The 24,914-nt window shown below is 41.0% G+C and carries 20 protein-coding genes and 3 riboswitches; of the genes, 12 read left to right on the top strand and 8 right to left on the bottom strand.

All coding sequences use genetic code 11. The annotated features are described in order from the left end of the window. Positions 1-20: 20 nt before the first annotated feature. The 4 genes from V7K40_RS22040 to V7K40_RS22055 all read right to left on the bottom strand — a co-directional run bounded on the left by V7K40_RS22040 (position 21) and on the right by V7K40_RS22055 (position 4,717). The gene (locus V7K40_RS22040) at positions 21-575 is read right to left on the bottom strand and encodes a hypothetical protein (RefSeq protein ID WP_334963409.1); all 555 of its coding nucleotides are present in this window, start codon (positions 573-575) and stop codon (positions 21-23) included. A gap of 12 nt (positions 576-587) precedes the next feature. Further along, positions 588-1,715 (bottom strand): hypothetical protein, encoded by a 1,128-nt coding sequence (locus tag V7K40_RS22045; RefSeq protein ID WP_334963411.1) that lies wholly within the window; start codon positions 1,713-1,715, stop codon positions 588-590. A 355-nt stretch (positions 1,716-2,070) separates the two neighbouring features. Further along, on the bottom strand, positions 2,071-3,756 hold the full coding sequence (locus tag V7K40_RS22050; protein WP_334963412.1) for an NAD(P)H-quinone oxidoreductase subunit 4: 1,686 nt from the start codon (positions 3,754-3,756) through the stop codon (positions 2,071-2,073). A gap of 241 nt (positions 3,757-3,997) precedes the next feature. Further along, entirely contained in the window at positions 3,998-4,717 is a 720-nt protein-coding gene (locus V7K40_RS22055; RefSeq protein ID WP_334963414.1) for a response regulator transcription factor, read from the bottom strand. Positions 4,718-5,306: 589 nt separating this feature from the next. Between V7K40_RS22055 and V7K40_RS22060 the strand changes: the two genes are divergently transcribed. Further along, positions 5,307-6,398 (top strand): hybrid sensor histidine kinase/response regulator, encoded by a 1,092-nt coding sequence (locus tag V7K40_RS22060; protein ID WP_334963416.1) that lies wholly within the window; start codon positions 5,307-5,309, stop codon positions 6,396-6,398. Positions 6,399-6,583: 185 nt separating this feature from the next. On the opposite strand, the gene V7K40_RS22065 is transcribed toward V7K40_RS22060, so the two are convergent. From V7K40_RS22065 to V7K40_RS22075, 3 genes are all read right to left on the bottom strand, one after another. Then, the gene (locus V7K40_RS22065) at positions 6,584-6,976 is read right to left on the bottom strand and encodes an ester cyclase (RefSeq protein WP_334963418.1); all 393 of its coding nucleotides are present in this window, start codon (positions 6,974-6,976) and stop codon (positions 6,584-6,586) included. A gap of 739 nt (positions 6,977-7,715) precedes the next feature. Then, positions 7,716-8,366: a cysteine hydrolase gene (locus V7K40_RS22070; protein WP_334963420.1), complete on the bottom strand. Its 651-nt coding sequence runs from the start codon at positions 8,364-8,366 to the stop codon at positions 7,716-7,718. 365 nt (positions 8,367-8,731) lie between these two features. After that, positions 8,732-9,766: a ribonucleotide-diphosphate reductase subunit beta gene (locus tag V7K40_RS22075; protein WP_334963422.1), complete on the bottom strand. Its 1,035-nt coding sequence runs from the start codon at positions 9,764-9,766 to the stop codon at positions 8,732-8,734. Between the two features lie 107 nt (positions 9,767-9,873). On the opposite strand from V7K40_RS22075, the gene V7K40_RS22080 reads away from it, so the two are divergent. Further along, on the top strand, positions 9,874-10,242 hold the full coding sequence (locus V7K40_RS22080) for a four helix bundle protein (protein ID WP_334963426.1): 369 nt from the start codon (positions 9,874-9,876) through the stop codon (positions 10,240-10,242). Positions 10,243-10,270: 28 nt separating this feature from the next. Here V7K40_RS22080 and V7K40_RS22085 read toward each other — a convergent pair whose 3' ends face one another. Beyond that, positions 10,271-12,526, bottom strand: a complete 2,256-nt coding sequence (locus V7K40_RS22085) for a ribonucleoside-diphosphate reductase subunit alpha (protein WP_334963428.1) — start codon at positions 12,524-12,526, stop codon at positions 10,271-10,273. A gap of 316 nt (positions 12,527-12,842) precedes the next feature. Next, positions 12,843-12,986, top strand: a riboswitch (cobalamin riboswitch). A gap of 372 nt (positions 12,987-13,358) precedes the next feature. On the opposite strand from V7K40_RS22085, the gene V7K40_RS22090 reads away from it, so the two are divergent. From V7K40_RS22090 to V7K40_RS22135, 10 genes are all read left to right on the top strand, one after another. Next, the gene (locus V7K40_RS22090; protein ID WP_334963430.1) at positions 13,359-13,598 is read left to right on the top strand and encodes a hypothetical protein; all 240 of its coding nucleotides are present in this window, start codon (positions 13,359-13,361) and stop codon (positions 13,596-13,598) included. 153 nt (positions 13,599-13,751) lie between these two features. Then, complete coding sequence (locus V7K40_RS22095) at positions 13,752-14,753, top strand: methyltransferase domain-containing protein (RefSeq protein ID WP_334963432.1); 1,002 nt, start codon at positions 13,752-13,754, stop codon at positions 14,751-14,753. A gap of 821 nt (positions 14,754-15,574) precedes the next feature. Then, positions 15,575-15,718: riboswitch (cobalamin riboswitch) on the top strand. 380 nt (positions 15,719-16,098) lie between these two features. Next, positions 16,099-17,154, top strand: coding sequence for a cobalamin biosynthesis protein CobW (gene cobW, locus V7K40_RS22100; protein ID WP_334963434.1), 1,056 nt, complete (start codon positions 16,099-16,101; stop codon positions 17,152-17,154). 55 nt (positions 17,155-17,209) lie between these two features. After that, complete coding sequence (locus tag V7K40_RS22105; RefSeq protein WP_334963436.1) at positions 17,210-17,431, top strand: hypothetical protein; 222 nt, start codon at positions 17,210-17,212, stop codon at positions 17,429-17,431. Further along, positions 17,428-17,883, top strand: coding sequence for a hypothetical protein (locus tag V7K40_RS22110; protein WP_334963438.1), 456 nt, complete (start codon positions 17,428-17,430; stop codon positions 17,881-17,883). Before V7K40_RS22105 ends, V7K40_RS22110 begins: the two co-directional genes overlap by 4 nt. A 447-nt stretch (positions 17,884-18,330) precedes the next feature. Then, positions 18,331-18,792, top strand: coding sequence for a hypothetical protein (locus tag V7K40_RS22115; protein ID WP_334963440.1), 462 nt, complete (start codon positions 18,331-18,333; stop codon positions 18,790-18,792). A 400-nt stretch (positions 18,793-19,192) separates the two neighbouring features. Beyond that, positions 19,193-20,608, top strand: a complete 1,416-nt coding sequence (locus V7K40_RS22120) for a serine hydrolase (RefSeq protein WP_334963442.1) — start codon at positions 19,193-19,195, stop codon at positions 20,606-20,608. A gap of 241 nt (positions 20,609-20,849) precedes the next feature. Next, positions 20,850-20,993: riboswitch (cobalamin riboswitch) on the top strand. Positions 20,994-21,295: 302 nt separating this feature from the next. Beyond that, entirely contained in the window at positions 21,296-21,706 is a 411-nt protein-coding gene (locus tag V7K40_RS22125) for a DUF1636 domain-containing protein (RefSeq protein ID WP_334963444.1), read from the top strand. Continuing rightward, positions 21,676-22,416 carry a hypothetical protein gene (locus tag V7K40_RS22130; RefSeq protein ID WP_334963445.1) on the top strand — a complete coding sequence of 247 codons (741 nt, stop codon included), beginning with the start codon at positions 21,676-21,678 and terminating at the stop codon, positions 22,414-22,416. Before V7K40_RS22125 ends, V7K40_RS22130 begins: the two co-directional genes overlap by 31 nt. Positions 22,417-22,755: 339 nt before the next feature. Beyond that, on the top strand, positions 22,756-24,909 hold the full coding sequence (locus V7K40_RS22135; RefSeq protein WP_334963447.1) for a TonB-dependent receptor: 2,154 nt from the start codon (positions 22,756-22,758) through the stop codon (positions 24,907-24,909). Positions 24,910-24,914: the final 5 nt, after the last annotated feature.

Consider the following 24,914-nt stretch of genomic DNA (forward strand, 5'->3'; position numbering starts at 1 on the left):
GGACTGTTAAATTTACTTTTTTAGGAACTTTTGTTCGTCACTCTAATTAGAAAACGTAAAGCTTCATTTACTGCTTGAGCATTGGGAAATATTTTTGCAACATCTTCTTCTAAATGAACTGTCAAACCTTCAGAAATTTTGCCATCATGTTCAAATTTTTCCATACCGTTACTTTCAAAAAATTGATACGACTGACTTTTAGTTTCAGATACAAGTTTTTTAGAAGATGAATCATTTAATTTTTTAGCGAGGGATTCCCAACTAGTCGCTTTCAGCTTAAAGTAATCTTTTGCTTCACGTAATGTTTTAAAATCTTGCTTTAGAATATCAACCGTATGAATATCCTTTTGATACGTCTGGGATTGCTTATTAAGGTCTTCCTGAACCATATCAACTACCTCATTAATGAGTCGGTCATGATTTTCGGAAATTTGAGCTGCAGCCCCCAAAATACGGGAGGTGGCTTTAATCTGCACCTCATTTTCTTGTTTAAGTCTATCGGCAATATTACGAATTTGCTCCCCTAACTTAGCTTTACTTTGATTTCCTATGTTCGATGCTGATTTTTTACTCATAAAAATGCTTGTTTATTCCGAAAGTATCTCTTTAATAGCAAGCCAGATGCGTTTAAACTTTTGTACCAGACCGACAGGATTACCTGTTGTTTCTTCTTCCACCGAATCTACTAGAGATTGAATACGATCCATGCGTTTTGCTACAACGTAGAGGTTATTTATAGCATCATCCTTACTTACGAGGGATTCACGCAGCAGAACGACCATCTCAGCGATTTCCAGTTTTAGCCTTTCGTTCTCAGCTTTACGACGAGTTTCCCATCCCTTAATACCAGCCTTGGAACGTCGCTCAAATTTAAGTTGTGTTTGTGCCTCCTTATATAGAGTTAAATAGTTGTCTCGTTCAGACTTCATTTCTTCATATTGGGCAAGTAATTCAGTTGCTTTTGCTTTTTCTTCATTGTAACGATGTAGAGCTTGCTGATAATTTTTTTGCTCATCAAGATATATCTGGTAATTGTGTGCTACACGTTCTTTTAAATCGTTAACCTCAACTTGGTAAATGTGGATATCTTGCTGAAGTTGAGTTAGTTGGGATGTAGCTTCCTGATTTTCTTTCGCACGTTGTTGCCATTCATCACGTTGGGCAAGTAATTCAGTTGCTTTCGTTTTTGCTTCATTGTAACGATTTAGAGCCTGCTGATAATTTTCTTGTTCATCAAGATAAATTAAATAATTGTTTGCTATGCGTTCTTTTAATTCGTTAATCTCAACTTGATAAGTGTGGATATTTTGCTGAAGTTGAGTTATTTGGGATGCAGCTTCCTGATTTTCTTTCGCACGTTGTTGCCATTCATTACATTGGACAATTAATTCAATTGCTCTAGTTTTTTCACCATTGTAAAGGCATAAAGCCTGCTGATAATTTTTTTGTTCATTCAGATATATCTGGTAATTATGTGCTGCACGTTCTTTTAATTCGTGAACCTCAATTTGGTAAGTCTGGATATCTTGCTGAACTTGAGTCAGTTGAGATGCTGCATTCTGATTTTCTTTCGCAAGTCGTTCCCATCGAATCGCATCAGCACGAGCATTCTTCCATTTATCTTGAAGCTCATGATAAGTAGGTGCATCTATTTTAGGTGTGTGAGGATTATTGACAGGGCGATTTTTGCGACGATCCTTATCTGCGTCTCGCATAGTTATAATAAATGTTATAAATATTACTTTAATCCCTATGTTAATACAATTTTTTTTAATTGAAAATATACTCTGTAAAAGTTTTATTTTCAGTACTTACGCAGCGATGATTAGTCATTGCGAGCGGAACGCAGTGTAGCGAAGCAATCTCGCTCGTCAAGACTGGGATTGCCTCGCTTCGCTCGCAATGACGAAAGTACGTTGCCTTTGCGTAAGTCCTGATTTTGTCAAGACCAGTTTTCTAAGTTGATTTACGCCACCAAACTGATCTTTTATCATCTCGTGCGATCGCGTAATCCTAGTGTAAAAGTGATCGCCTCAACATTAAAAGCGATCACTTTTTTCCCCTAACTATCTAAAAAGTCCCCAAAATGGGCGCTATCTCGACCTCGGAAATTTGCGGAACCAAGAATCCATTAGCAAAAATCTGGGGATTTGTTTGTGAGACTATGGCATAAGACTGGCGAAGATTAGCATTTACTGCAACGGTCTTCACGTCGTACATCTGCATTGCCATCTTGGGATAGAAACCAATACCAATAATCATCAGCAGAAAACAGGCAGCGATAAACACCTCACGCGGTCTAGCATCATCGTAGACTGCCTCCTCTGGCACCAGACAGTCTGTACCAAAACAAACTGTTCCCTCATCTTCTTGATTTTCTGAGCCTGCATTATTAATGTTGCAGATAAGTGCTGCACCCTGACCATAAAATACCTCTCGCAGCATGGAAAGTAGATAAATAGGTGTGAGGATGACTCCAACTGCGGCTAGAAAAACCGTTACAGTGCAGAAAGTCGAACTATAAACGTCACTGCTTGTCAGACCAACAAATATCGAGAGTTCGCCAGCAAAGCCGCTCATACCGGGAAGTGCTAGGGATGCCATCGTTCCGATTGTAAACAGGGCAAAGACTTTGGGCATGGCTTGACCAATACCGCCCATATCTTTCATTACCATTGTATGGCTGCGATCGTAAGTAACACCTGCTAAGAAGAACAGCACTGATGCAATCAAACCATGTGAAATCATTTGCAACATCGCGCCGTTGATTCCCAAATCAGTGAAAGACGCAATCCCAAGCAATACAAATCCCATGTGGGAAATCGACGAATAAGCTAAACGCCGCTTCATATTGGTCTGAGCAAAGGAGTTCAATGCACCATAGATAATGTTGACAACACCCAGAATCGCTAAAACGGGCGCAAAGTAAATGTGTGCATCGGGAAGCAACTCAAGATTCAGGCGAATTAGTCCATATCCGCCCATCTTCAGCAATACACCAGCCAAAATCATCGATACAGGAGAGGATGCTTCGCCGTGGGCATCAGGTAACCAAGTATGCATCGGAAAAACAGCAAGCTTGACACCAAATGCAATCAACAACCCTGCATAAAGTAGCAGTTGTAAACCAAGAGGATATTCCTTCCTGGCGAGGGCGGTTATGTCAAATGTCATGTTACCGCCGCCGTATAGCCCCATTGCCAGAGCTGCCACCAAAATAAATATAGAAGCCGCTGCGGTGTACAACAAAAATTTCGTAGCCGCATAACGACGCCTTTGCCCACCCCAAATGCAGACTAGTAGGTAGACGGGAATCAGCTCTACTTCCCACATAATGAAAAATAGCAGCAAGTCTTTAGCAACAAACACCCCTACCTGTGCGGAATACAGCACTAGCATCAGAAAATAGAAGAGGCGAGGTCGGTGATTAACTTGCCAGGCCGAAAAAATTGAGAGTGTAGTGACAAATCCTGCCAGAAGCACAAGAGGAACTGAAAGTCCATCGACTGATACCGCCCAGTTCAAACCTAACGGAGGCATCCAGGCATAATTCTCCACAAGTTGAAAACTAGCACTATTGGCATCGTAATGCTTCCAAAAGGCGTAGCACATCAAGGCGAAGTCTGCGATACCTACACCCAGCGCATACCACCGCACGCGCTTGCCATCTTTATCAGGCAGCACAGGAATGAGCAGGGAAGCTACAAGTGGCAGCAAGACAATCGCGGTAAGCCAGGGAAATTGATCCGCTATCATGTATATGAGAAAAAATACTTATTTGTTTGTCAATTATGTCATTTTACTAAACTGTGTAACAATTTCTTCATAAATCTTTTTCCTAAGTAACCGTTTCGACCGAAAAACAATTATGAATAAGCACTTTGTTAGCGCAGCATCTCAGAAAAAGTTGCAGTTTTGAGGTTGATAGTTCAGTGGCCGCTTTCAAGGAATTAAAAATTACTGGGGAAATTGCAATCTGAGTAGTTCATTTACTTACTTACGGTACTAATCCAGCCCGCAAAGCCCGGACAGCAGCCTGTGTACGGTCAGCAACACAGAGTTTATTCAGAATACCTCGAACATGAGTTTTTACAGTACCGACTGTTAGATAGAGCCTTTTAGCAATTTCTGCATTGTCACACCCAGCGACAATCAACTCTAAAACATCCATCTCCCTATGAGTTAAAGGATAGGTAACTATATTTTTCTCAACATCTGGGTCAATACCTTCAATCAAAACTCTTTTTCCAGCTGCTCCTCTGCTACCATCGGGGAAATCTTGACGTATTTGTTGTAGTACAAGGTCTGCGATCGCAGGATCGATCCATGAACTACCTGCATAGGTCGTTCGTACAGCCTCTACTAGTTTCTCAGTTTCGATATCCTTCATGCAATAAGAATCTGCACCTGCTGCAAATGCTGCTAAAACTGCCTGTTCGCTATTCTGCATCGTTAAAATTAGCAGATTTGTTGTATAATCTTCATTCTCGGCTTGATATTGCCTAAATGTACGTGTTAGCTCAATTCCATCCATGTCAGGCAAGCCAATATCAATAGTAGCAACATCGGGCTTGAGAGTTTTCAGAAGGTTGATGCCCTCTGCTGCATTGGCTGCTTCACCAACAATGTTTAACTCTGGATCGGTTTGCAAAGCAGCCCGTAAGCCGATTCTCGTAAGGTTGTGATCTTCAATCACGAGGATCTTGATTTCACTCATAGTTGCTTAATTTTACTGTTATCTATCTAAAGTACAGATTAAAATAATCTCGTTCTTCTATTCGGGATTTTATACAAAAAGCAATGCGTTTGGTATTATTACCCTAAGTTCATCTACCATTAGACATAAATAACCTTATCTCGGAAGTTTTTCTAAAGCAAGAGTTTCGATATGACAATATAATTCGATCAAAAAATATTTTTATACATTTACTTGAGGATAAATGTTTCATGGTAAACAACTCCTTTCTGAAAATCCCTTAGCTAGCAAACAAGAGTGGGTGACTACTAAATAGTTGCCCTTGCAGTGGCTAGGATGATGCACATAAAAGGGACTAAACTACCTCACCCTAGCATCCAGGCAGAGATATTGGTTGGATAATCGGACAGATAAGATACTTGTAAAAAAGTAATATTCTTTAATAAATAAATTTTTTACTAAAAATTCAGTGTAATTACGTACAAATATCAGATATTTAATTTGGGAAACTTTAAAGGAAAATGTCAATCCTTAATAATCTCAGCGCTGGTAAAGTAAGCTATTACTAGATTTGCTAGGGATAGCCAAGCACTTCTTTTTTTATTTAGCCATGTCTTTAACTAAAACTGTTAAAAAAGATAAAATTCTCGTTGTCGATGATGTTTTTGACAATTTACTGGTCTTAGAAGCAGTCCTAGAAGATAAGGACTATGAGATTCACTTGGTAGAAGATAGCAAAATTGCTCTGACTATGGTTGAGGAGTCACCACCAGACATAATTTTGTTAGATGTGATGATGCCGGAGGTAGATGGCTATGAATTTACTCGACGCATCCGACAGAATCCGGCGTTGCCATTTATCCCAATTCTGCTGCTCACAGCTCACTATGAGTCTAGCGTTGTTGAAGGACTTGATGCTGGTGCAGATGATTTTATTCGTAAACCATTCGATCCTGATGAATTACATGCACGAGTGCGATCGCTTTTGCGCCTCAAACATAGTATCGATGAACGAGATCAGATGGCAAACCTGCGGACAGATTTTGTCTCGCGTTTTACTCACGATTTACGCATACCGCTGGTAGCCTCCAACCGCGTATTAAAATTATTGCTGGAAGGCAGGTTTTGCGAAGTTTCGCCACAATTGCAAGAAATAATTGATACCATGATTGGCAGTAACCAAGACCTGCTGGAAATGGTAAATACCTTGCTAGAAGTTTATCGTCATGAGGCGGGCTGTAAAACCTTAAAAATTTCTCCCTGCAATATTCAGGAATTAGTTAGTGAAGTTACCCAAGAATTAACTCCCTTAGCTGAAGAAAAAGGATTAGCTGTAAACATTGATAGAGGTGATGCAAGCACTATCATGGGCGATCGCGTAGAACTGCGGCGAGTTTTGACAAATATCATCGGTAATGCTATCAAATTTACAGACAAAGGTTCTGTAGATATTCATAGCCATCTCACTCCACCAGATGTAACTATTGATATCCAAGATACGGGGCCGGGAATTTCTAAACAAGACCAGGCAATATTATTTGAGCGATTTCGCCAAGGTAAACACCAGCGTTCTGGTAGTGGTTTGGGACTATATCTATCTCGCTGTATTATTGAAGCACATCAAGGTACAATCGATGTGACATCTGAGCCAGGGAAGGGTAGTACATTCACTATCCGTCTACCTGTAGCTGGTGAAAACTAAGACACCAGCGATGTCTACGACGGGCTACGCCTACGCAATCTGTGTCAGCTAGTGAGGCGAGTTAGCGATCACCTACGGTGGGCGCGTACGCCATCGCAACGAGAACACCGCAAGCATCGCGCCTGAAAAAGGTAGCCATTGCAACTCAATCGAAAAACTTTGTACGTTCCGGTGCAGTGCGGTTGTTAGGTTGCTACGCCGAGCTGCTTAAAGTGAGAGGCAGAGTCTCTTACTCCCCATCTGCGTTTAATCAAACCGTCTTCCATCTGAAACCATTCTATTGCTATGACTTCAGATGTTCGATTTGTAGGTCGCTGACCACGAAAATCATTCACAAAGTGTCCGCGCTCCGTAAACCTAACAATAATGTCTTGCCCACTCTCAACGGTATGTTCTACTTCTAACTTCATGTTGAATGAGCTGTGAAGCTGAGTCCAGATCGGAGCAATCTGATCAAACTGGCCCCAACCTAGAGCTCCATGTATGAGTGCGTCTGGAGTAAATACTTTCCGGAGAGCTTCGATATCCCCTGCATTAAATGCGCGTATATATTCTTTCACTGTTTCTTGGTTAGTCACAATGTTATCTCCATGCAGCCTAACTATTTATTATACGGGAAGTTCCCGTATAATCTCCTAACAGCCAACTAGCGAAGTCGGCTGAAAAGTATTCAGCAAGGAATCGGCAAGTATCATCATACATGGGAGAGATTGCACAACTGATTATACCGATTTGATTTTGAGCAAATCTAACGTTTGATGAACAGTTGTAGCGGGGCGATCGCTGCAACTATTCAACCGCCGATTGGATCATGCGGCTTACTTGGGACGTGAGTTTATGCGATCGGTTGGCATTGGTGACAGGACAAGACTACGTACAGGATTAAATAGGTTTATGATGATTTAACGGTGAAGTTAAGCGGTTGCCGATCGCTTTTGCGACAACACCGATAACCTTTTTTTGTCAGTGCGCTTCAACCGATTTGTTATGCCGCGATGCCACACAGTTGGGGCTAATTTCCTGGAGACTCATTCAGTTGCTGCTGAAGTTGTTGAACTTCCTCAATCGATAAGCCTGTGGAAGGGGCAATAATGTCGATGGCCACTCCTCTACGCAAGAGATTGATAGCGATCGCCCGTGTCTTTCTTCCTCAGCCTCTCTCCAGATCGAACGATAAACGTGGATTCCTGCAATGTCCCTCCGTAATGATCGTGTTCAACGGACACGGAGCACTTTTGCAACTCAATGAAGCAGGCTGATAAGTTCAGCTGCAACACGTTTGTTAGACTGTGCATTGTGATTGTGCCTGAAACCGCTTTAGATTTTAGCTTTCTTCTGAAGTATTAAGCATATTTCCTCTACAGTTGTGAAGAAAGCATCTCCCATAAATTTAAGGCTAGCAACAGCTCGCTGACCAGCCTCTTCATTACCCGCTCCACAAGCATCAGTCACCATGATTGGGATATAGCCAAGATCGGCAGCATGGCGAATTGTCGGCTCAATCCCGATTTCAGTTGCTACACCTACTATAATTACAGTTTGAATGCCACAGTCGCGTAAGGCAATGTCGAGAGGCGTTCCCTCAAATGCAGACATCGTGATTTTGTCAAAAATTCCTTCGGAAGGAAGTGGAGTTACTTCAGGAATTAATTGAAATCCCGGCGAGTCAGGAAGAAACCAAGGCTTTACATCATCAACTGAGGTTACTCTTTGCCATGCCTTAGCTGTCTTCAGTTGAAAGACACCCGACAATTCTTTGGGTAATGACATGTGACGCATAAAGAATACGCGCAAACCAACTTCTCGCGCTGCTTGAAGAACTTTTATGACCTGGGTTTTTATGTTAGAGCCGTCATTTAACTGGCTAAAAATGCCTATTTGCATATCATAAACGATCAAAGCTGTTCGATTAAGTTCGCAAGCATCCTCCAAATTTTCAGGAACTTCTAGCCCAAATGCCTTTTCCATTTTTCTTAACTCCTGAGCCTTACATATAGAGGGTAGCAGGTTAGTCATAGACAGGTTCAAGTTAGGCTAACTACTTATTATACAAAAACTTTCCGTATAATCTTTTTCTCAATCCTAAGATATCAAGCATTGCAACGAACTCCTGTCTGAATATACGGAAAACTTCTTTTTTACATACTTGTTTGGGTATTATACCGGATTTTTCCGTATATTCACCCTTTACAGGCGGATTATACAGAATTTTTCCGTATAACATCCTTAATTTATTTTTGTATTTGATGAATTTACGAGCGATCGCAGCAAAAATGTATTTTAAAAGACGCGATATATCGCGTCTCTACATCTAAATCAATAATAAACCCCTCTTAGAAATCATCCCAACCTTCAATACTTGATGACATGACGTAACTAGTTACACTTGCCTCAAAGAAGTTGGCTTTTGTATTGGCTTCTTTTTTGGTATCTGAGAAACGCTCCAAGTGAGCATAGGGGCTTTTTTTGTAGATAGCTTCTGGAAATAATGGTTCTAAACCGATCGCCTTTAAACGAGCATTTGCCAAATATTTGGTGTACTGTTCTGTACTATTGGCTGTAATCCCAAGAATATTATCTCCGACAATATGTCCTGTCCACTTGCATTCATGCTCGACAGCTAAAGCAAACATTTCATAAATTTGTTCGCGGCTGTGGGGAAAAACTTGCATCGCTTCTGGAATCAATTTTTGATATAGCCGCACATGAGAGAGTTCATCTCGGTTAATCATTCTAAAGATATCGGCACTCCCAGACATCAGCATCCGTAATGACAGATTGTAGAAAAATATAAACCCATTGTAGAAGTATAATCCTTCCAACAAATAATCTGCTAACAGCGATACGAAATAATTTTCTGGGGTCGGGTTATCGACATACTTTTGGTATAGTCCAGCGATGAATTCACATCGTTTTTTGAGAATGCGATCGCTCCGCCAAAAATCATAGACGTGTGTCCGGCGATCGCTGGGGATCACCGTCTCAATAATGTATTGATAAGACTGATTGTGCATTGCTTCTTGGGAAATTTGTTCCGCCATGCACAATGCAATTTCTGGTGCGGTAATACTGTTTTTGATATGAGGCACATTACAGGTTTGCACCGAATCGAGAAAAGTCAGATAACTGAGAATGCCATCAAATGCACGTCGTTCTCCAGGTGTGAGATTGAGGTAATCTGTTACGTCAGCCGTAATGTCTATTTTTTCGGGAACCCAGAAGTTCTCTCGCATTTGACGGTAGAGAGACACAGCCCAGGAATAGCGAACATCATTGAGTTGCATTAAATTTGTAGTTTCCCCGAACCATATTAAACGGTTTGCTGTATTATCACTCCCGTTCGGATTGAAAACGGGATTAATTGGCATTAATGATTGTCTTGGTTGGTACATTTTTCAGTTGAAAGGGAGTAGGGAGTAGGGAGTAGGGAGTAGGGAGTAAGATTAAAAAAGATATATACACTGATTCAGCATCTATGACAATTAATAGTTATCGGGATTTGAAAGTTTGGCAGTTGGGTATAAGTTTGACCAAGCAAGTTTATCTATTAACACGAGATTTTCCTAAGTCTGAAACATATGGTTTGAGTAGCCAAATGCAACGGGCGGCAGTATCGATCCCATCAAATTTGGCAGAAGGTCATGCTAGAGATTCAACACAAGAGTTCCTTCGATTTATTGCGATCGCTCTCGGTTCTTTGGCGGAACTTGAAACCCAACTCATTATAGCCGAACAACTGGAATACATAACCAATTCTAAACTCCAAGAAATCCTAACTAAAACTGACGAAATACAACGAATGCTTCGAGGTTTACAAAAATCCTTGAAAGCAAAGCTTTCTTAATCCCTACTCCCTACTCCCTACTCTCTACTCAGTTTGCACAAGCAACACATTGCTCGCTCGATTCTTTGAAACTATCTTTCTGCACAGTGCGAATATAGTAGATTGCTTTACAACCCAATTTCCAAGCCAGCATTAGGGTTTCAAAAATATCAACAGCGGTAAGAGAGCGCTCTGGTTCGTCGGGGAAATAGACTCCAGCATTTAGGTTAAATAGCAATTCCATTGAAATTCCTGTATCAATCCATTGTTGGATTGTAGCGATCGCTTTCACCACTTTTTTCTGATCAAGTGTTTTATTCTCGACATAGAACCATAAATGATCCCGAATGTAAGGCGGTGCGATGGGTACTGAACCCTTGGCCCACTTTTCATAGAAGAATTTGCTGTAAACAGGTAAAACACTAGCTGTACAACCCTGAACTAAAGATGAAGAAGTGTTAGGTGCGATCGCAGTAATATGTGAGTTGCGAATCCCATGTTGTTTAATATCCTGACTCAGTTGTAAAAAGCGTTCTGGAAGAAGAGCGTGTTGCTTAAACCAATCCACAGGCTTTGCTCCGATTAAATGTCCCTTGCTCCATTCACTACCCCCAAAAGCAGGATACGCACCCCGTTCCTTCGCTAATTCCATTGATGCTGCGGTGCAATAGTAACCAATGTCTTCAAATAAATCACTGATTTCCTGAAGATGGGTGTAGGTGAGATGACGTTTTGCTAACCAATCGGCTAATCCCATACAGCCTACCCCAATTGTGCGATATTTGGCGTTGTGAGTGGCACTAGCAGCAAATGGCGGTGAGGTCAGTTCAATCGTGTTATCTAGTATACGCACTGAAATTTGACAAATCTCTGCTCGCTGCTCATTTTCTAAATTTGCAAGATTAATACTTACGAGATTACACGTATGACTTTCTTCACCAGGTTTTACATTTGACCATGATTCTTGACAAAGGTTTCCACCAGGAATATAGCCCTGATGCTGATTGGGGTTGGCTCGGTTCGCGGTATCTTTGAACCACAGATAAGGCATCCCGGTTTCTAATTGGGTTCGCATCACCTGTTTGAGTAAAAGACGCGCATTCACCCGTTTGTAGAGTGTAATTGAGTTATCTAAACTGGCTTCGATATGAAGATAGGCACGTTCAAATGCTTCACCCCAAGTTGAAGCTAGTTCAATGCCTAAACGAGTTCGTACCTCATAAGGATCAACTAAAGTCCATTCTGTATCTGCTGCTACTCGCCGCATAAATTCGTCACTGACAACCAATTGGGGGAACACGTCATAAGCTTTGCGTCGCCCGTCTCCATTCTCGGTTTGCATTTCCAAAAATTCAGGTAAGTCCAAATGCCAAACATCTAGACTCACAGTGACAGCACCGGCTCTGCGTCCACCTTGATTAACTGCGATCGCTGTATCATTTAACAACTTAATCCAGGGAACTACACCACCTGATGCATTTGCCTTGCCCATTACCCAACTACCTGTTGCTCGAATCCGAGACAGATTCACCCCCACACCGCCGCCATTTTTGGAAATGCGAGCCGCATCATGAATGCCGCCAAAAATACTTTCCAAATTGTCGTCCATTGCCGTAATAAAACAACTGGCAAGCGACCCATTGGGAATCCGCAAGTTCGCCAGAATGGGTGTTGCTAAAGATATTTGACGACGAGCGATCGCTTCATAAAATTGCTTTGCCCAGCTTAATCGTTTATCTGGTGTTTCCACGGAGGCAATCAAGAGGGCACAAGTTAAAAATGCTTCCTGGGGCAACTCATTCGCCAAAAGATATCGCTTCGTTAGTAATACCGATCCCGCATAATCATAATCGGCATCCCAATCGGGATTGATCCAAGTGTTAGCAATTTCTAACTCTTCAGGAGAGTAAGTCAAGATGCGGCGATCGTATTGTTCTTCTAGGACTTTGAAATGTACAGTCCGAGCATAGTACCCGTACTGATAGCCACGGCTAACTTTAGTATCTTTCCACAAACTCCAAATATGTAAACGGCCTGCTACATAGCGCCAATCAGGTTCTTCAGGACTACACAAATCCAAGGCACAGCGAATTAAATTATCTTGAATTTCTCGCGTGGTAATGCCGGGACGCAATCGAGTTGTCAGATGTGCTTCTAAAGCAATGGAATTTGTTGAAAGTCCGCAACAAGCCCAATTAACCACTGTGCGAATTTTATTAATTTCCAGCGGTGTCGTCGAACCATCACGACGAATGACATGGATATCCGTTGTGAAGCCAAGAGAGAGTCTAGATGGAGCTTGCATACAAGATGTGTTGATAAATTGTAGAAGAATAATTGCAAAATATGGAAAAGAATTGTTAACTAGGTTTGGCAATGTAAAAAAATTATCAACCCTGAGTGTAGCCGAAGGGTTGACGGTGAGCGGAGTCGAACCGTCAGCGCTATGTCACAAAACGCTGGCAACCCGAAAAAGTTTGTTGGGTTGAAAAATTACTAGAAGAATTGTCCAATAAAAATCTAGAGCAAGCTTTGGTAAAGAATGAAACTTGCTCCGATTAATGACGAATGCCAGTATAGATCGACCATTGATTTTTATGCAAGCAAATCACAGTTGTGTTAATATGCAGGGGAATCTCGGTTCTAGTGGGGAACAGCTACTAGAGGAAACGGGGAAAGTCCGGTGTGAATCCGGCGCTGTCCCGCAGCTGTAATCAAGGTTTGCCTTGTGAGTCAGAATGCCCGCCGAAGTTGACTTGTAAATTTTGTACATCTGCGAGGCACAGATTAAGTATTTTTATGAATATTTTTACAACTACTAGGCAATACAATCTCATAGCCCCACATATTAGGACGCTACAGGTTACGGCTTTCTATGAGACGGTAGGCGATTAATTAATAATAAAAATTGCGTATGACCGATGCAGCGATGGTGACAGTTACTCTCTGTAGGAATATCGCTTGAAAATAGTCGCAGCAAAAACGAAAGCCTGAATTAATTAACAGATGGAAGTTGTTGCAAACAAGCAGGAAATGGCGTGGATGACTTACACAGTCTTGTTCCATATCGAATAAATGGTTTCTCAATTACGCATAGAAATTGCTAATTTACTAGATTAATACTTCAGTTAATCATCATGCCGAAATTCTATCTTCACAGAGCTGCGAAGATTCCCACTGCTGTTCATCCCTTTATCAAACAAACAACTCTTCCCCAAGACAAACACAACCTCCGTCTACTTTCAGGGAAAATTATTCCAGGTATGCAAAATATTGCAATGTTTATGTATGGGAAGATTTATATTGCGTTAGCTCCGCTCGCCGTAAGCATTGCCGACTGGGAGCGGGAACGCCATCATTCGTCTGATTTGGGATGACAACGAGCAAACCGTTAGCTCGACTCCAAAAGTAAATCTTCTTTCTCTTCTACCCCTCTGCTTTCTTGTCAAGGGTTCCTGCTACAAAATTCATGGCTACGAGATTCGTGCAAAAAATCTATCTACGGTAGGCGTAGAGGAGCGTTCAAAACAATGTCAACTTTATTATATTTTCTAATTGGTTTTCTTCTGCTTTTGGTAGTAGGAATTACGACTTATTCCCTGACTGCCCGCAAGTATCAATCCTCAGCTACAGTCGCCAATTCCTATGATCAATGGACTACTGACGGCATCTTAGAGTTTTATTGGGGGGAACACATTCACCTCGGTCATTACGGTTCGCCGCCACGACAGAAGGATTTTTTGGCTGCTAAATCTGACTTTGTACATGAAATGGTTAAATGGGGTGGAATAGAAAAATTACCTCCTGGTACTACCGTTTTAGATGTTGGCTGTGGTATTGGGGGCAGCAGCCGGATTTTAGCGCGAGATTATGGGTTTGCTGTTACAGGGATTACAATTAGCCCACAGCAGGTGAAGCGTGCCCAGGAGTTAACGCCCCAAGAGGTAAACGCCCAGTTTGCGGTCGATGATGCGATGGCATTGTCGTTTCCAGATGCCAGTTTTGATGTGGTCTGGTCAATCGAAGCAGGCCCCCACATGCCAGATAAAGGTGTTTTTGCTAGAGAATTAATCCGGGTGCTAAAGCCAGGTGGAGTTTTGGTTGTAGCTGACTGGAATCAGAGGGATGACCGCCAAAAGCCACTAAATTTCTGGGAGAAACCAGTAATGCGACAACTCCTAGATCAGTGGTCTCATCCAGCTTTTTCTAGCATTGAGGGATTCTCTGAGCTTTTGGCAGAGACTTCCTTAGTCGAGGGAGAAGTAATTACGGCAGACTGGACGCAAGAAACGCTTCCTTCTTGGTTAGATTCGCTTTGGCAAGGGGTGGTTCGACCGAGCGGATTTCTGCGTTATGGACTGTCTGGTTTCCTCAAGTCTGTGCGCGAGGTACCGACGTTTTTGCTGATGCGTTTGGCGTTTGGTGTAGGGCTGTGTCGATTTGGAATGTTCCGCGCTGTGCGGGCGAACGGGAGTACAGAATTGATGGACAGAAACCTTGCTAAGGAAACTCCCTCAAGCTTAGTTGGGTAGCGATGCCTGCGGCGGGCTGCGCCTACGCATGATGACCAATTTTGAGTTTCCATTTATTGGTCTTTCCCGCAGCGGCTACTGCTGCGACTGATGACCGGGCTATGGAGTTGCTAACCACAACTTGAGGCTATATTTGGCGAGGAAGTGAGCAATGACAACGGTAAGTTAAACATTTAGCTTCTGATTTTGTAAAGGAAAACAAGAAGCAGAATTTGAGAAAAAGACTGAACTAGTGCTGAACGCGGCTAAACCAACATTATCGCCGCTGTTTATTGAATTCGGGCAGTCGTTTATTGAATTCGGGCAGTTGTTTAGTGAATTCGGGTAGTCGTTTAGTGAATTCGGGTAGTTGTTTATTGAATTCGGGGAGTCGTTTATTGAATTCGGGTAGTTGTTTATTGAATTCGGGGAGTCGTTTATTGAATTCGGGGAGTTGTTTATTGAATTCGGGGAGTCGTTTATTGAATTCGGGGAGTTGTTTATTGAATTCGGGGAGTCGTTTATTGAATTCGGGGAGTTGTTTATTGAATTCGGGCAACCACCAAGAATTCACGGAAAATAATTTATTGCTAATTTCTCGCCCTCTTTAAAACGGCAACATCCCAAATGTGCAAAATGCCCTTAAATGTCTACGCAGAATTAATTTTCACTCCTATGTCTATTTATAATTGCGATCGCTATTTTTTCAGTAATGCTGAGTGAAGTAGAAAGTACTCACTACTTATTGCAGTGAAGAATCCAGAGTACCGAGTAATTGACCCAATTTTTTAACTCAGCACTCTTTATTCATTTATGACTCAACACGAGCGCACTTTTGTGTTAATATGCAAAAGAATCTCGGTTCTAGTGGGGAACAGCCATTAGAGGAAACGGGGAAAGTCCGGTGTAAATCCGGCGCTGTCCCGCAGCTGTAATCAAGGCCTGCCTTGTGAGTCAGAATGCCCGCCGAAGTTGACTTGTAAATTTTGTACATCTGCGAGGCACAGATAAGTATTTTTATGAAGATTTCTACAACTATTAGGCAATACAATCTCATAGCCACACATATCAAGACGCTACAGGTTACAGCTTTCTATGAGATGGTAGGTGGTTAATTGTGGGTATAAATTGCGTAGGCGTAGCCCGTTGTAGCCATCGCTGGCATTAATTCTCTTTGGCGTAACTATTCACGAAAAAGATGGATAGGCTTATTTATTTAGCTAATGTTCGCGCCGAATAAATTCAATTACCTTCCACATCACCTGCGAATTAGTAGAGAGGGAAAATTCCACATCTCTACTGCATGATATCTGCGGTTGAAACTTCTTTCTTGCGATCGCAAAATTAATCAACAAACAACACTTATATGCAAAAAATTCCCGTCACAGTGATTACAGGATTTCTAGGCGCAGGCAAAACAACGTTAATTCGCCATTTACTGCAAAACAATGAAGGACGACGCATTGCTGTTTTGGTGAATGAATTTGGAGAAATCGGAATTGATGGCGAACTATTGCGTGATTGCCAAGTTTGTGACGACGAAGAAGACCCCAATAGTAACATTGTTGAACTCACCAACGGTTGCTTGTGCTGCACAGTACAAGAGGAATTCTTACCAGCAATGCAAGAATTACTGAAACGACGCGCCAGCCTTGACTGTATGTTGATTGAAACCTCTGGACTAGCACTACCAAAACCATTGGTGCAAGCATTTCGCTGGCCCGAAATTCGCACAGGCGCTACAGTGGACGGCGTAATTACTGTGGTGGATTGCGAAGCGTTGGCAACTAATCAATATGTAGGCGATTTAGCAGCTCTCTTAGCACAGCGACAAGCCGACTTTAGCATAGAACACGAAACACCGATTGAAGAACTATTTGAAGATCAGCTGGCTTGTGCTGATTTAGTGTTGCTTACTAAAAGCGATCGCGTTGATTCCCAAACGCAAGTTAGAGTGCAGGAGTGGCTCAAGCAGAATTTATCTCCTGGTGTAAAAGTCATTCCTTGCCAGGACGGTAAAATCAGTAGCAATTTGTTACTCGGTTTCAATGCTGCGGTAGAAGACAACTTAGATAGTCGTCCCAGTCACCACGACAACGAAGCTGAACATGAACATGATGAAGGGATTAATGCAGTGCAACTACTGTTAGACCAAGCATTTGAGCCGGCTGTCTTAGTTAAACGCTTGCAAACATTGGTACAACAGCAAGAAATTTACCGAATTAAGGGATTCGTGGCAGTTCCGAATAAAGCCATGCGTCTGGTATTACAGGGTGTTGGTAATCGATTTGACTACTTTTATGACCGGACTTGGCAACCCCAGGAACCCCGTCAAACACGATTAGTGTTGATTGGACGGGAGCTTGAGCAGGTTCGCATTGAGTCATTGGTGTTGGGGGAGGAAGTGAATACGACCTTCTAATAATGTCTGGCAAGGAAATTTTGGCTACTGGCAAAACAGCTTTATCCATAATAATGTGCTGGTAATTGGTTACACAGGATGGAAGGGATTTCAGTATATTGCGGATGTTGTAGCGATCGCACTTCCACCATTACACGCGATCGGTCGTTGGGTGTTTAAGCGCTGGCTAGAAAAGCCAATTGCTGAGGGGTTAGCAGCACGCACTATTTTTGAGAGCCATCTGTGTTATTCTATCCAACTTTGGCAGTTATCAATTCATGAGGTTAATTTAAGATGACTACAGAAATAAACACTCAAGATTGGCAACAAGATTTTATCGCTACTAATTTATTGGCAATTGGTTACAACGCTTGGGTTGGTAATTTAGGAGGAGAACGCGGTGTGGTAATTTGCAGCACCAATTATCCCCATTTAGGTATAGCTGGTGAAACATTTAAAGCACATTTTATCCCGCGTAAAAATCTCGCAGCTTTCTTAAATGCTTGGTTAGCAGCACCTGATACCGTACTGTTGCAAAGACACTTCATGAATGCTCATATTCTCGAAGTTGTAGATAAGTATAATCCGCAGAGTGATGTTGTGTTTTTGTTGGAGTATGGTCATCAAGCTGAGTTTTTCTATTTAACTAATCTACCAATTACACCACCTCAATGTTACCAAAGTGTATGCAAAGAATGGGCAGAATTTCAATCTCAACATCCACTCTCAATTGGAGCAAAAACACAATAAGACTCATTCAAAATAAAAAATAAACTTTTTAGTACGGCGTAAATAAACCACTCATTTAAAATGCTTCAATCCCTTACACAACAATAATTATGAATTACGAATTAAGCGAAGCAGTATTATTTTTACCACTTTTTTGCAATTGCGATGTATAAAGCTTTCATAGCAAAGTTCAAGTCTCAAAAACCCCAATTTTAAAAACTTCAAAATTATTGATCCCAATACTAGGTAATTAGATTTTATCTATTTACCTATTTTCATGTGTTTATAATTAATGAATGTCTTGAATTTATGTAAAAAATTATTAATAAACTTTCATTATTACTACTGGATATATTGATATTTATTGAAAAAATAATTAAAATTTAATTTTGATGGTAAAAATAGACTGACATTAAAATTATCAGGTGTTAAGGTTGTGCAGTCAAATAACATATTCTGGAGAAAGTAGTGAAAAAACTACCTCTAATTTTATTTGCGGGTTCAACATTTGTTAGTTCGTTGCTACTGAATTTATTTTTAGAGAAATCCGCAAAAGCAGATAATCCCAATCAGCAAAAATTACCTGAGAAGATTTCCACAAATAATGCTCATACAGCCACTTTAAATTGTCAACCTCAAAACTGTAGTGGAAATGCTCATCTGGCGACTTTCAATCCTCTTTTTATGGCAAAAGCCGATAATCTTCAGCCTGATAATCAAAAAGTGATAGAACTAAATATGACAGATGAAGAAAGTGATGCTGCGATCGCCAAATTTGGTTGTGACTGTCCTAAAGCTATAAATGCGCTGCGTCAGACAAGGGGAATCACTATCGGAGTAGAAGGTGAGTATCTTCCACCAACAGAGAAAATCACACCTTGTACAGATAAAAACACACAGAGCGATTCTCAATCAACTACTTTTCAATAGTACAATCCCAATTGCATGGGGACTTCTATAGTAATTTGTGAAAACTTTATCCACCCGTTTTTTAACAGGTGTGAATGAAATTATACTGACTTTCATCAAATCGAATCTATATTTACAGCATCAGTATTTATTTATCATCCAAAATTCTTGACATTAGATATTTTCTTGCTTATGATTTTCGATCAGTTCTGGTTTCATTCACTTTCCAACAAATCTCTGTAAGAGGACGTTTGAAATTCCCATAATGTATAGTTTTGCTGTTAATACTTTGGTTGGTTGGGGCGGAAAATTGATTGAGTTTTTAGGCATTTACTGAGATGCTTCACTGTGCTAAGTATGAAAGCAAAAGACCTTTTCAAATATTCTCTAAATAAATTCAATATTCTCCTCACTATACTGTATGAAATTACGCTGGTTATTGTTGAGCTTAATTAGTATTTTGCTGCTATCCTCTCCTGCAAAAGCAACTCGATTAGAATCCTGGCACTTTGACCCCACTCAAAATCAGCTTGACCTAACCACTGACTCAAGTATTCAACCTAGAGTTTATTTAATTAATAACCCCAAAAGGCTTGTCATTGATTTATCGGGAACTATTTTGGACTATCCTACAACCAAACAAAACTTTGGTTCAGCAATTCGAGAAATTCGGATAGCACAGCTTGACCCCCAGACGACCAGACTCGTAATTGAACTAGCACCCGGTTACACTGTCTTTCCGCAAAGTGTAATAGTTAAGGGAGATTCTCCCTATCATTGGGTGATCAAATTATCATCTATTGAAAAAGAAAAAATGCCTGCGACGGGAAATCTGGAATGGGGAATACAAACTGGGGAACAATCCTCTCAAACACCAATCTCGATTACCCCTAATTTCCAGAAAAAATCCCAACTTCTCTTATTCCAACGCCAAGCGCCTTTACAAAATATTCCAGGTATTAATCAGCCCAGTCCACCAGATATACTCACTAAACCAGTCAATGCTTCTATGTTTGCTGGGGTAGTTGCTTTAGGTCAGGAACTACCAGAACTAAAATCTCAAATTAATGCCTTGATGGCTCGCTACAGTTTTCTTAAGCCGGGGATGTTTTTTGTGGATTTAGAGACGGGTAACTATTTGGATATTAGTGGCGACAGAGTATTTCCCGCCGCAAGTACGATTAAGTTCCCAATTCTGATTGCTTTATTTGAGAAAATAGACGCTGGCAAAGTTAAGCTAAATGACACCTTGGTAATGCGGCGAGACTTGGTTGCAAGTGGCTCTGGAGACTTGCAGTATCAACGTGTGGGAACCAAGTTGACTGTGCTGCAAACCATAAACAAAATGATTACTATCAGCGACAATACAGCCACAAACATGATTATTGATCGTTTGGGTGGTAAAGCAATATTGAATCAGCGGTTTCGCAGTTGGGGACTGAAAAATACTGTAATTCGTCATTTATTGGGAGACTTCAAGGGAACTAATACGACTAGTCCCGCCGATTTGGTGCAATTGTCAGCATTAATTCAATATCACAAGTTAATTTCAGATGCAAGTCGCTCCCAGGCATTAGATATCTTAAGTCATTGCCATAACAAAAAGTTGCTAGCTGCTGGTTTGGGTTCGGGAGCGCTAATTGCTCATAAAACAGGGGATATAGGGTTTGTCATTGGGGATGCAGGTATTGTTGAGATGCCTAATGGCAAGCATTACTTAGCAGGGATTTTTGTGAGGAGACCTTATAATGACACCAGAGGTAGGGATTTTGTTCGTCAAGTTTCTCAGTTAGTATATACATACCTAGAGCAACCGAAATTAACCCAGTTACCTTAAGGAATCTGGATTAAACTGTAGCCTTCACAAAGGATGTTATGAACGTAACACACCCGACGAAAGTTGGTTTTTATTAATCCACAATGTCTGCAAAGTCCCCTGTACTGAAGTCAGGGGATTTTTTTATGGGTGTTAATGGTAACACCAGCATATATTCCATATTGCGTGAGTGATATTGACAATTGGAATATTTCTCAAAATTGTTAACACCTAAATTTGCATCCAGACAGCAACTATGGTAATCTGACGTATAACTATCGGTTCTGGTGGGGAGCAGCCATCAGAGGAAACGGGGAAAGTCCGGTGTAAATCCGGCGCTGTCCCGCAGCTGTAATGAGACTCATGTCTCAGAGTCAGAATGCCCGCCGAAGTTGGCTAATCAGTTCTACACGTCTGCGAGGCACAGATGAACAAAAGTATAAATATTTCTCCCACTATTCAGTCTCATTTCTTTAAAGAGCCAGAGATTCGCTATAGATTACGGCTTTTTACAAGGTTATAGACACTCGATTTAAGCTACAAATTACATCTCCTAGTTTTTCTCAGCCTCATTATCTGAGCGACTAGTTAATTATTGCCAATAATTGGCAATAGATATATTGCGGCAGTCAGCGACGCTAGACTTCAGCTTTGACAACGCTGAATGATATCTGCGATTCAGATTTATTCCTACACATTTCAAAATTAATGCTTGACAAACAACATACTTTATTTGTTTGCACAACCTGCGCCAGCGTGTGGCAAAACGGTAAACGAGTTGGTATCAGTGGAGGCGAACAACTTCTACAGCGGCTTCAGGAACTCTCACAAGGTTGGGAATTACGAGAAAAATTCTCAATTCAGGCAGTTGAATGTATGAGTGCTTGTAACCGTTCTTGCGTCATTGCCTTTGCAGCAGAAGGAAAATCAACCTATCTTTTTGGAGATTTGCCAGTTGATGGCTGTGCATCTGCTGTACTGGAATGTGCGAGTCAATACTATACCAAGTCTGATGGTTTATTGCCTTGGTCAGAACGACCTGAACCTTTGAAAAAGGGTATTTTAGCAAAGATTCCGCCACTAAATAAGTGGGCAAAATTAAACATAAGTTGTTGTTAATTGATGACTGGGTAAAATTTCCTAATTCCCAATCTAAAGTAGCTCAATCATTGACTGAAAAACCTGTAAAAGGGATGTTGACGGCTCCTGTAACTATCTTAAATTGGTCTTATCCCCGGACGGATATTTCCAGATCAGAACAAGCTTTCCAAATTGCTTTAGCGTTGCGGGATGAAGTAGCGGATTTGGAAGCGGCTGGTGCAAAGGTAATTCAAGTAGATGAACCAGCGCTACGTGAGGGATTACCCCTGAAAATTGAACGCTGGAATGAATATCTTTCTTGGGCTGTAGATGCATTTCGGTTGGCGACAGCAGTAGCCCAACCCCAAACCCAAATTCATACGCACATGTGCTACTGCGAATTTGGTGACATTATCAAGGATATTGAACGGTTAGATGCTGATGTTATTTCGATTGAAAATAGTCGTAGCAATAATCAAACTTTGCGAGAAATCACAGAGGGTGGCTACTCACATCAAGTTGGTAATGGAGTCTACGATATCCATAGCCCTGTCGTCCCGACAACTGAACAGATTTTACAACAATTGCGAACTGGAGTTGCTAATTTACCCCTAAAACAAATTTGGGTAAATCCAGATTGTGGTTTGAAAACTCGTCGTTGGTCAGAGGTGATTCCAGCTTTAAAGAACATGGTGGAAGCCACAAAAGTCTTGCGGGAGGAAATTATTACCTCTAATAAGAGTAACTAACAAGTCAAGATCAACCTTACCAACATTTTACTAATTGGCTAGACTGCTTGGAAAGATTTTCTAAAACCTGGGTGGGGATGTGTGATTTGTCATCTTGATAATAAGAAAGGAAAATTTAGCGATCGCGGTTTTAGGGTTGAGGGATTAGCACCCAATCTACTCGGACAAGATAGCGATAGCGAAGCGCCGAACGCACTTTCACCATTACATGCATTTGCTCGTTGGGTAGAAAATACGAATTTATGTAAAGCGGTAATTAGTGTGTTTTCTCTGCAAAAAACTCGGCTTTTTGTTTTAATCTCGTCAAATTTTTAGTTATACAGGTTGCTTAGATCATAAATGTCTACTAATTTTGTTGTTAGTTGCAAAATTCAAGTTGTTGTGTCTAATTTGACTATTCTTTTGGGGATACTATGCGGTAATCACAATACTACAGCCACAGAAGTTACACCAATATCAGAGTTTCCCCAACACGAAGGTACTGCAAAAGACCTACAACTAGTTGCAGAAGTCACACCTCAAAATACTCCAGCAGCAATAAAAAAACCAAAAGGAATTGCTCAAAATCCTCCAGCATCCACAGAAAAACCCGATATTGAACTGACAGTCATCGACAAGCTATTGAATGAACCCGTTTATTCACCCTTTCGCCGCGAGGGGACAGTGAAAGATTCCACCCGTCCGGTTTACGTAATTACAGGTTCAGAAATAGAAGCGCAAGGTGCTAAAACTGTCCGAGAAGCACTAAAGTTCCTTCCAGGTATCTTGCCTGATGGTACAGTTGGCACAGAAGTAAACGCCTTAAGCGGTCAATTTATCCGAGGTTCTAACTCTGCACAAGTCTTGATTTTGCTTGATGGTAGACCAATTAACGAACTTGGTTCTGGTGGTTTTGACCTTTCAGAATTTACTACCAATATTGTTGAAAGAGTCGAAGTATTATCAGGTGGTGGTTCTACCCTTTATGGTTCTGATGCGATTGGGGGAGTGATTAACATTATCACTCGTCGTCCTACAGAAAAAGTGACGACACAAGCGGGTGTTAATTTTGGCGCGTATGGGTTAAATCAGCAGACTATCAATAGTAGCGGAAAAATAGGAGATATTGGTTGGGTTGTAGGTTATAACCGTACCCAAGCTGAAAATAACTACCCTTTTTCCATCCCAGAGGCGAACTTCAAGGGAACTAGGGAAAATAATGATGTTCTCTACAACAACTTTAATGTCAAGTTAGAGGCGAATTTAGGTTCTCGCGATACTCTAACTCTCTCAACCCTATACTTAGGTAAAGACCAAGGAGTACCAGGAGGAGTCCCCATTCCCGAACCATTATTTGGTCAAGGTTATTTTAACTCGTTGACTGATAGCGATCGCAAATACACAGACCAAGTTCTCACTGATATAACCTGGAACTCAAAATTAGGAAGTGGAAATGATTCGCTGCTAACAGCAAGAGTTTATGCAGATTTCCTTAACACTCGTTTTGATAGTCGCAATTCATCCCAAGCACGATATGATAACAGGCAAGCTTCTTATGGATTACAAACACAACACAGTTGGAAATTTGCTGATAATCAAACCCTAATTTATGGCTTTGATTACCGCAATGTCTCAGCTACTAACAGTGCATTCGACTTTTCTGTTGATACAAAAACACTCACTTACGACAATAGTATTAGTCAAGGGGCGCTATTTGCTAGATATGAAATTAACTTTACGCCTAGCTTCACTGCCAACTTAGGTTTACGCCAGGATTTTAGCAGCTTGACAAATGGTTCATTTACATCACCGAGTGTCGGGACAAAATTTACACTTACTGATTCTACCACCTTCAGAGCAAACTATATCAAGAATTTCCGCGCACCGAATCTTTTCAGCTTATATGCGAATGGTGGTAGTTACGTTGGTAATCCTAATCTTCGTCCAGAAAAAGGCGATAGTTATGATATCGGAATTGACCAGAAGTTAGGTAATTTTGGTTTATTGCGCTTGACCTATTTCAACAACACAATATCAGATTTAATCGCCTATAACTTTGCTGTTCCTGTAGCTACTTACGAAAATATTGGTAAGGTTCGTACTACAGGAATCGAAGCAGTTTTAAATTTGCAGCTAGCGAAGAATATCTACGCTTTTGTTAGTTATACAGCAAATGATCCGCGGATTTTAAGAAGTACAAATTCTGCCGAAGTTGATAAAGAATTACGGTTTGCCGGTGCAGATAGTTTAAATGCAGGACTTTCTTACGAAACTCGTCAAGGTTTATATGCTGGAATACTAATGCATTCTTTAGGTACATATCTAATAAACAATACTAATACAGAATCTTTATCTGGGTACACTACTTTTGATTGGAAAATGCGGGTTACTCTCAGTGATACATTAGTGTTAACAGGCAGTGTAGATAATATCTTTAACCAGAGATACCAATTATTCCCTGGTTTTCCTGATGGGGGGAGAGTTTTTCAAGTTGGTTTGAGTTCAACATTCTGATGGAA

It is taken from the genome of Nostoc sp. (genome assembly GCF_036917195.1).
Classification (GTDB): Bacteria; Cyanobacteriota; Cyanobacteriia; order Cyanobacteriales; family Nostocaceae; genus Nostoc.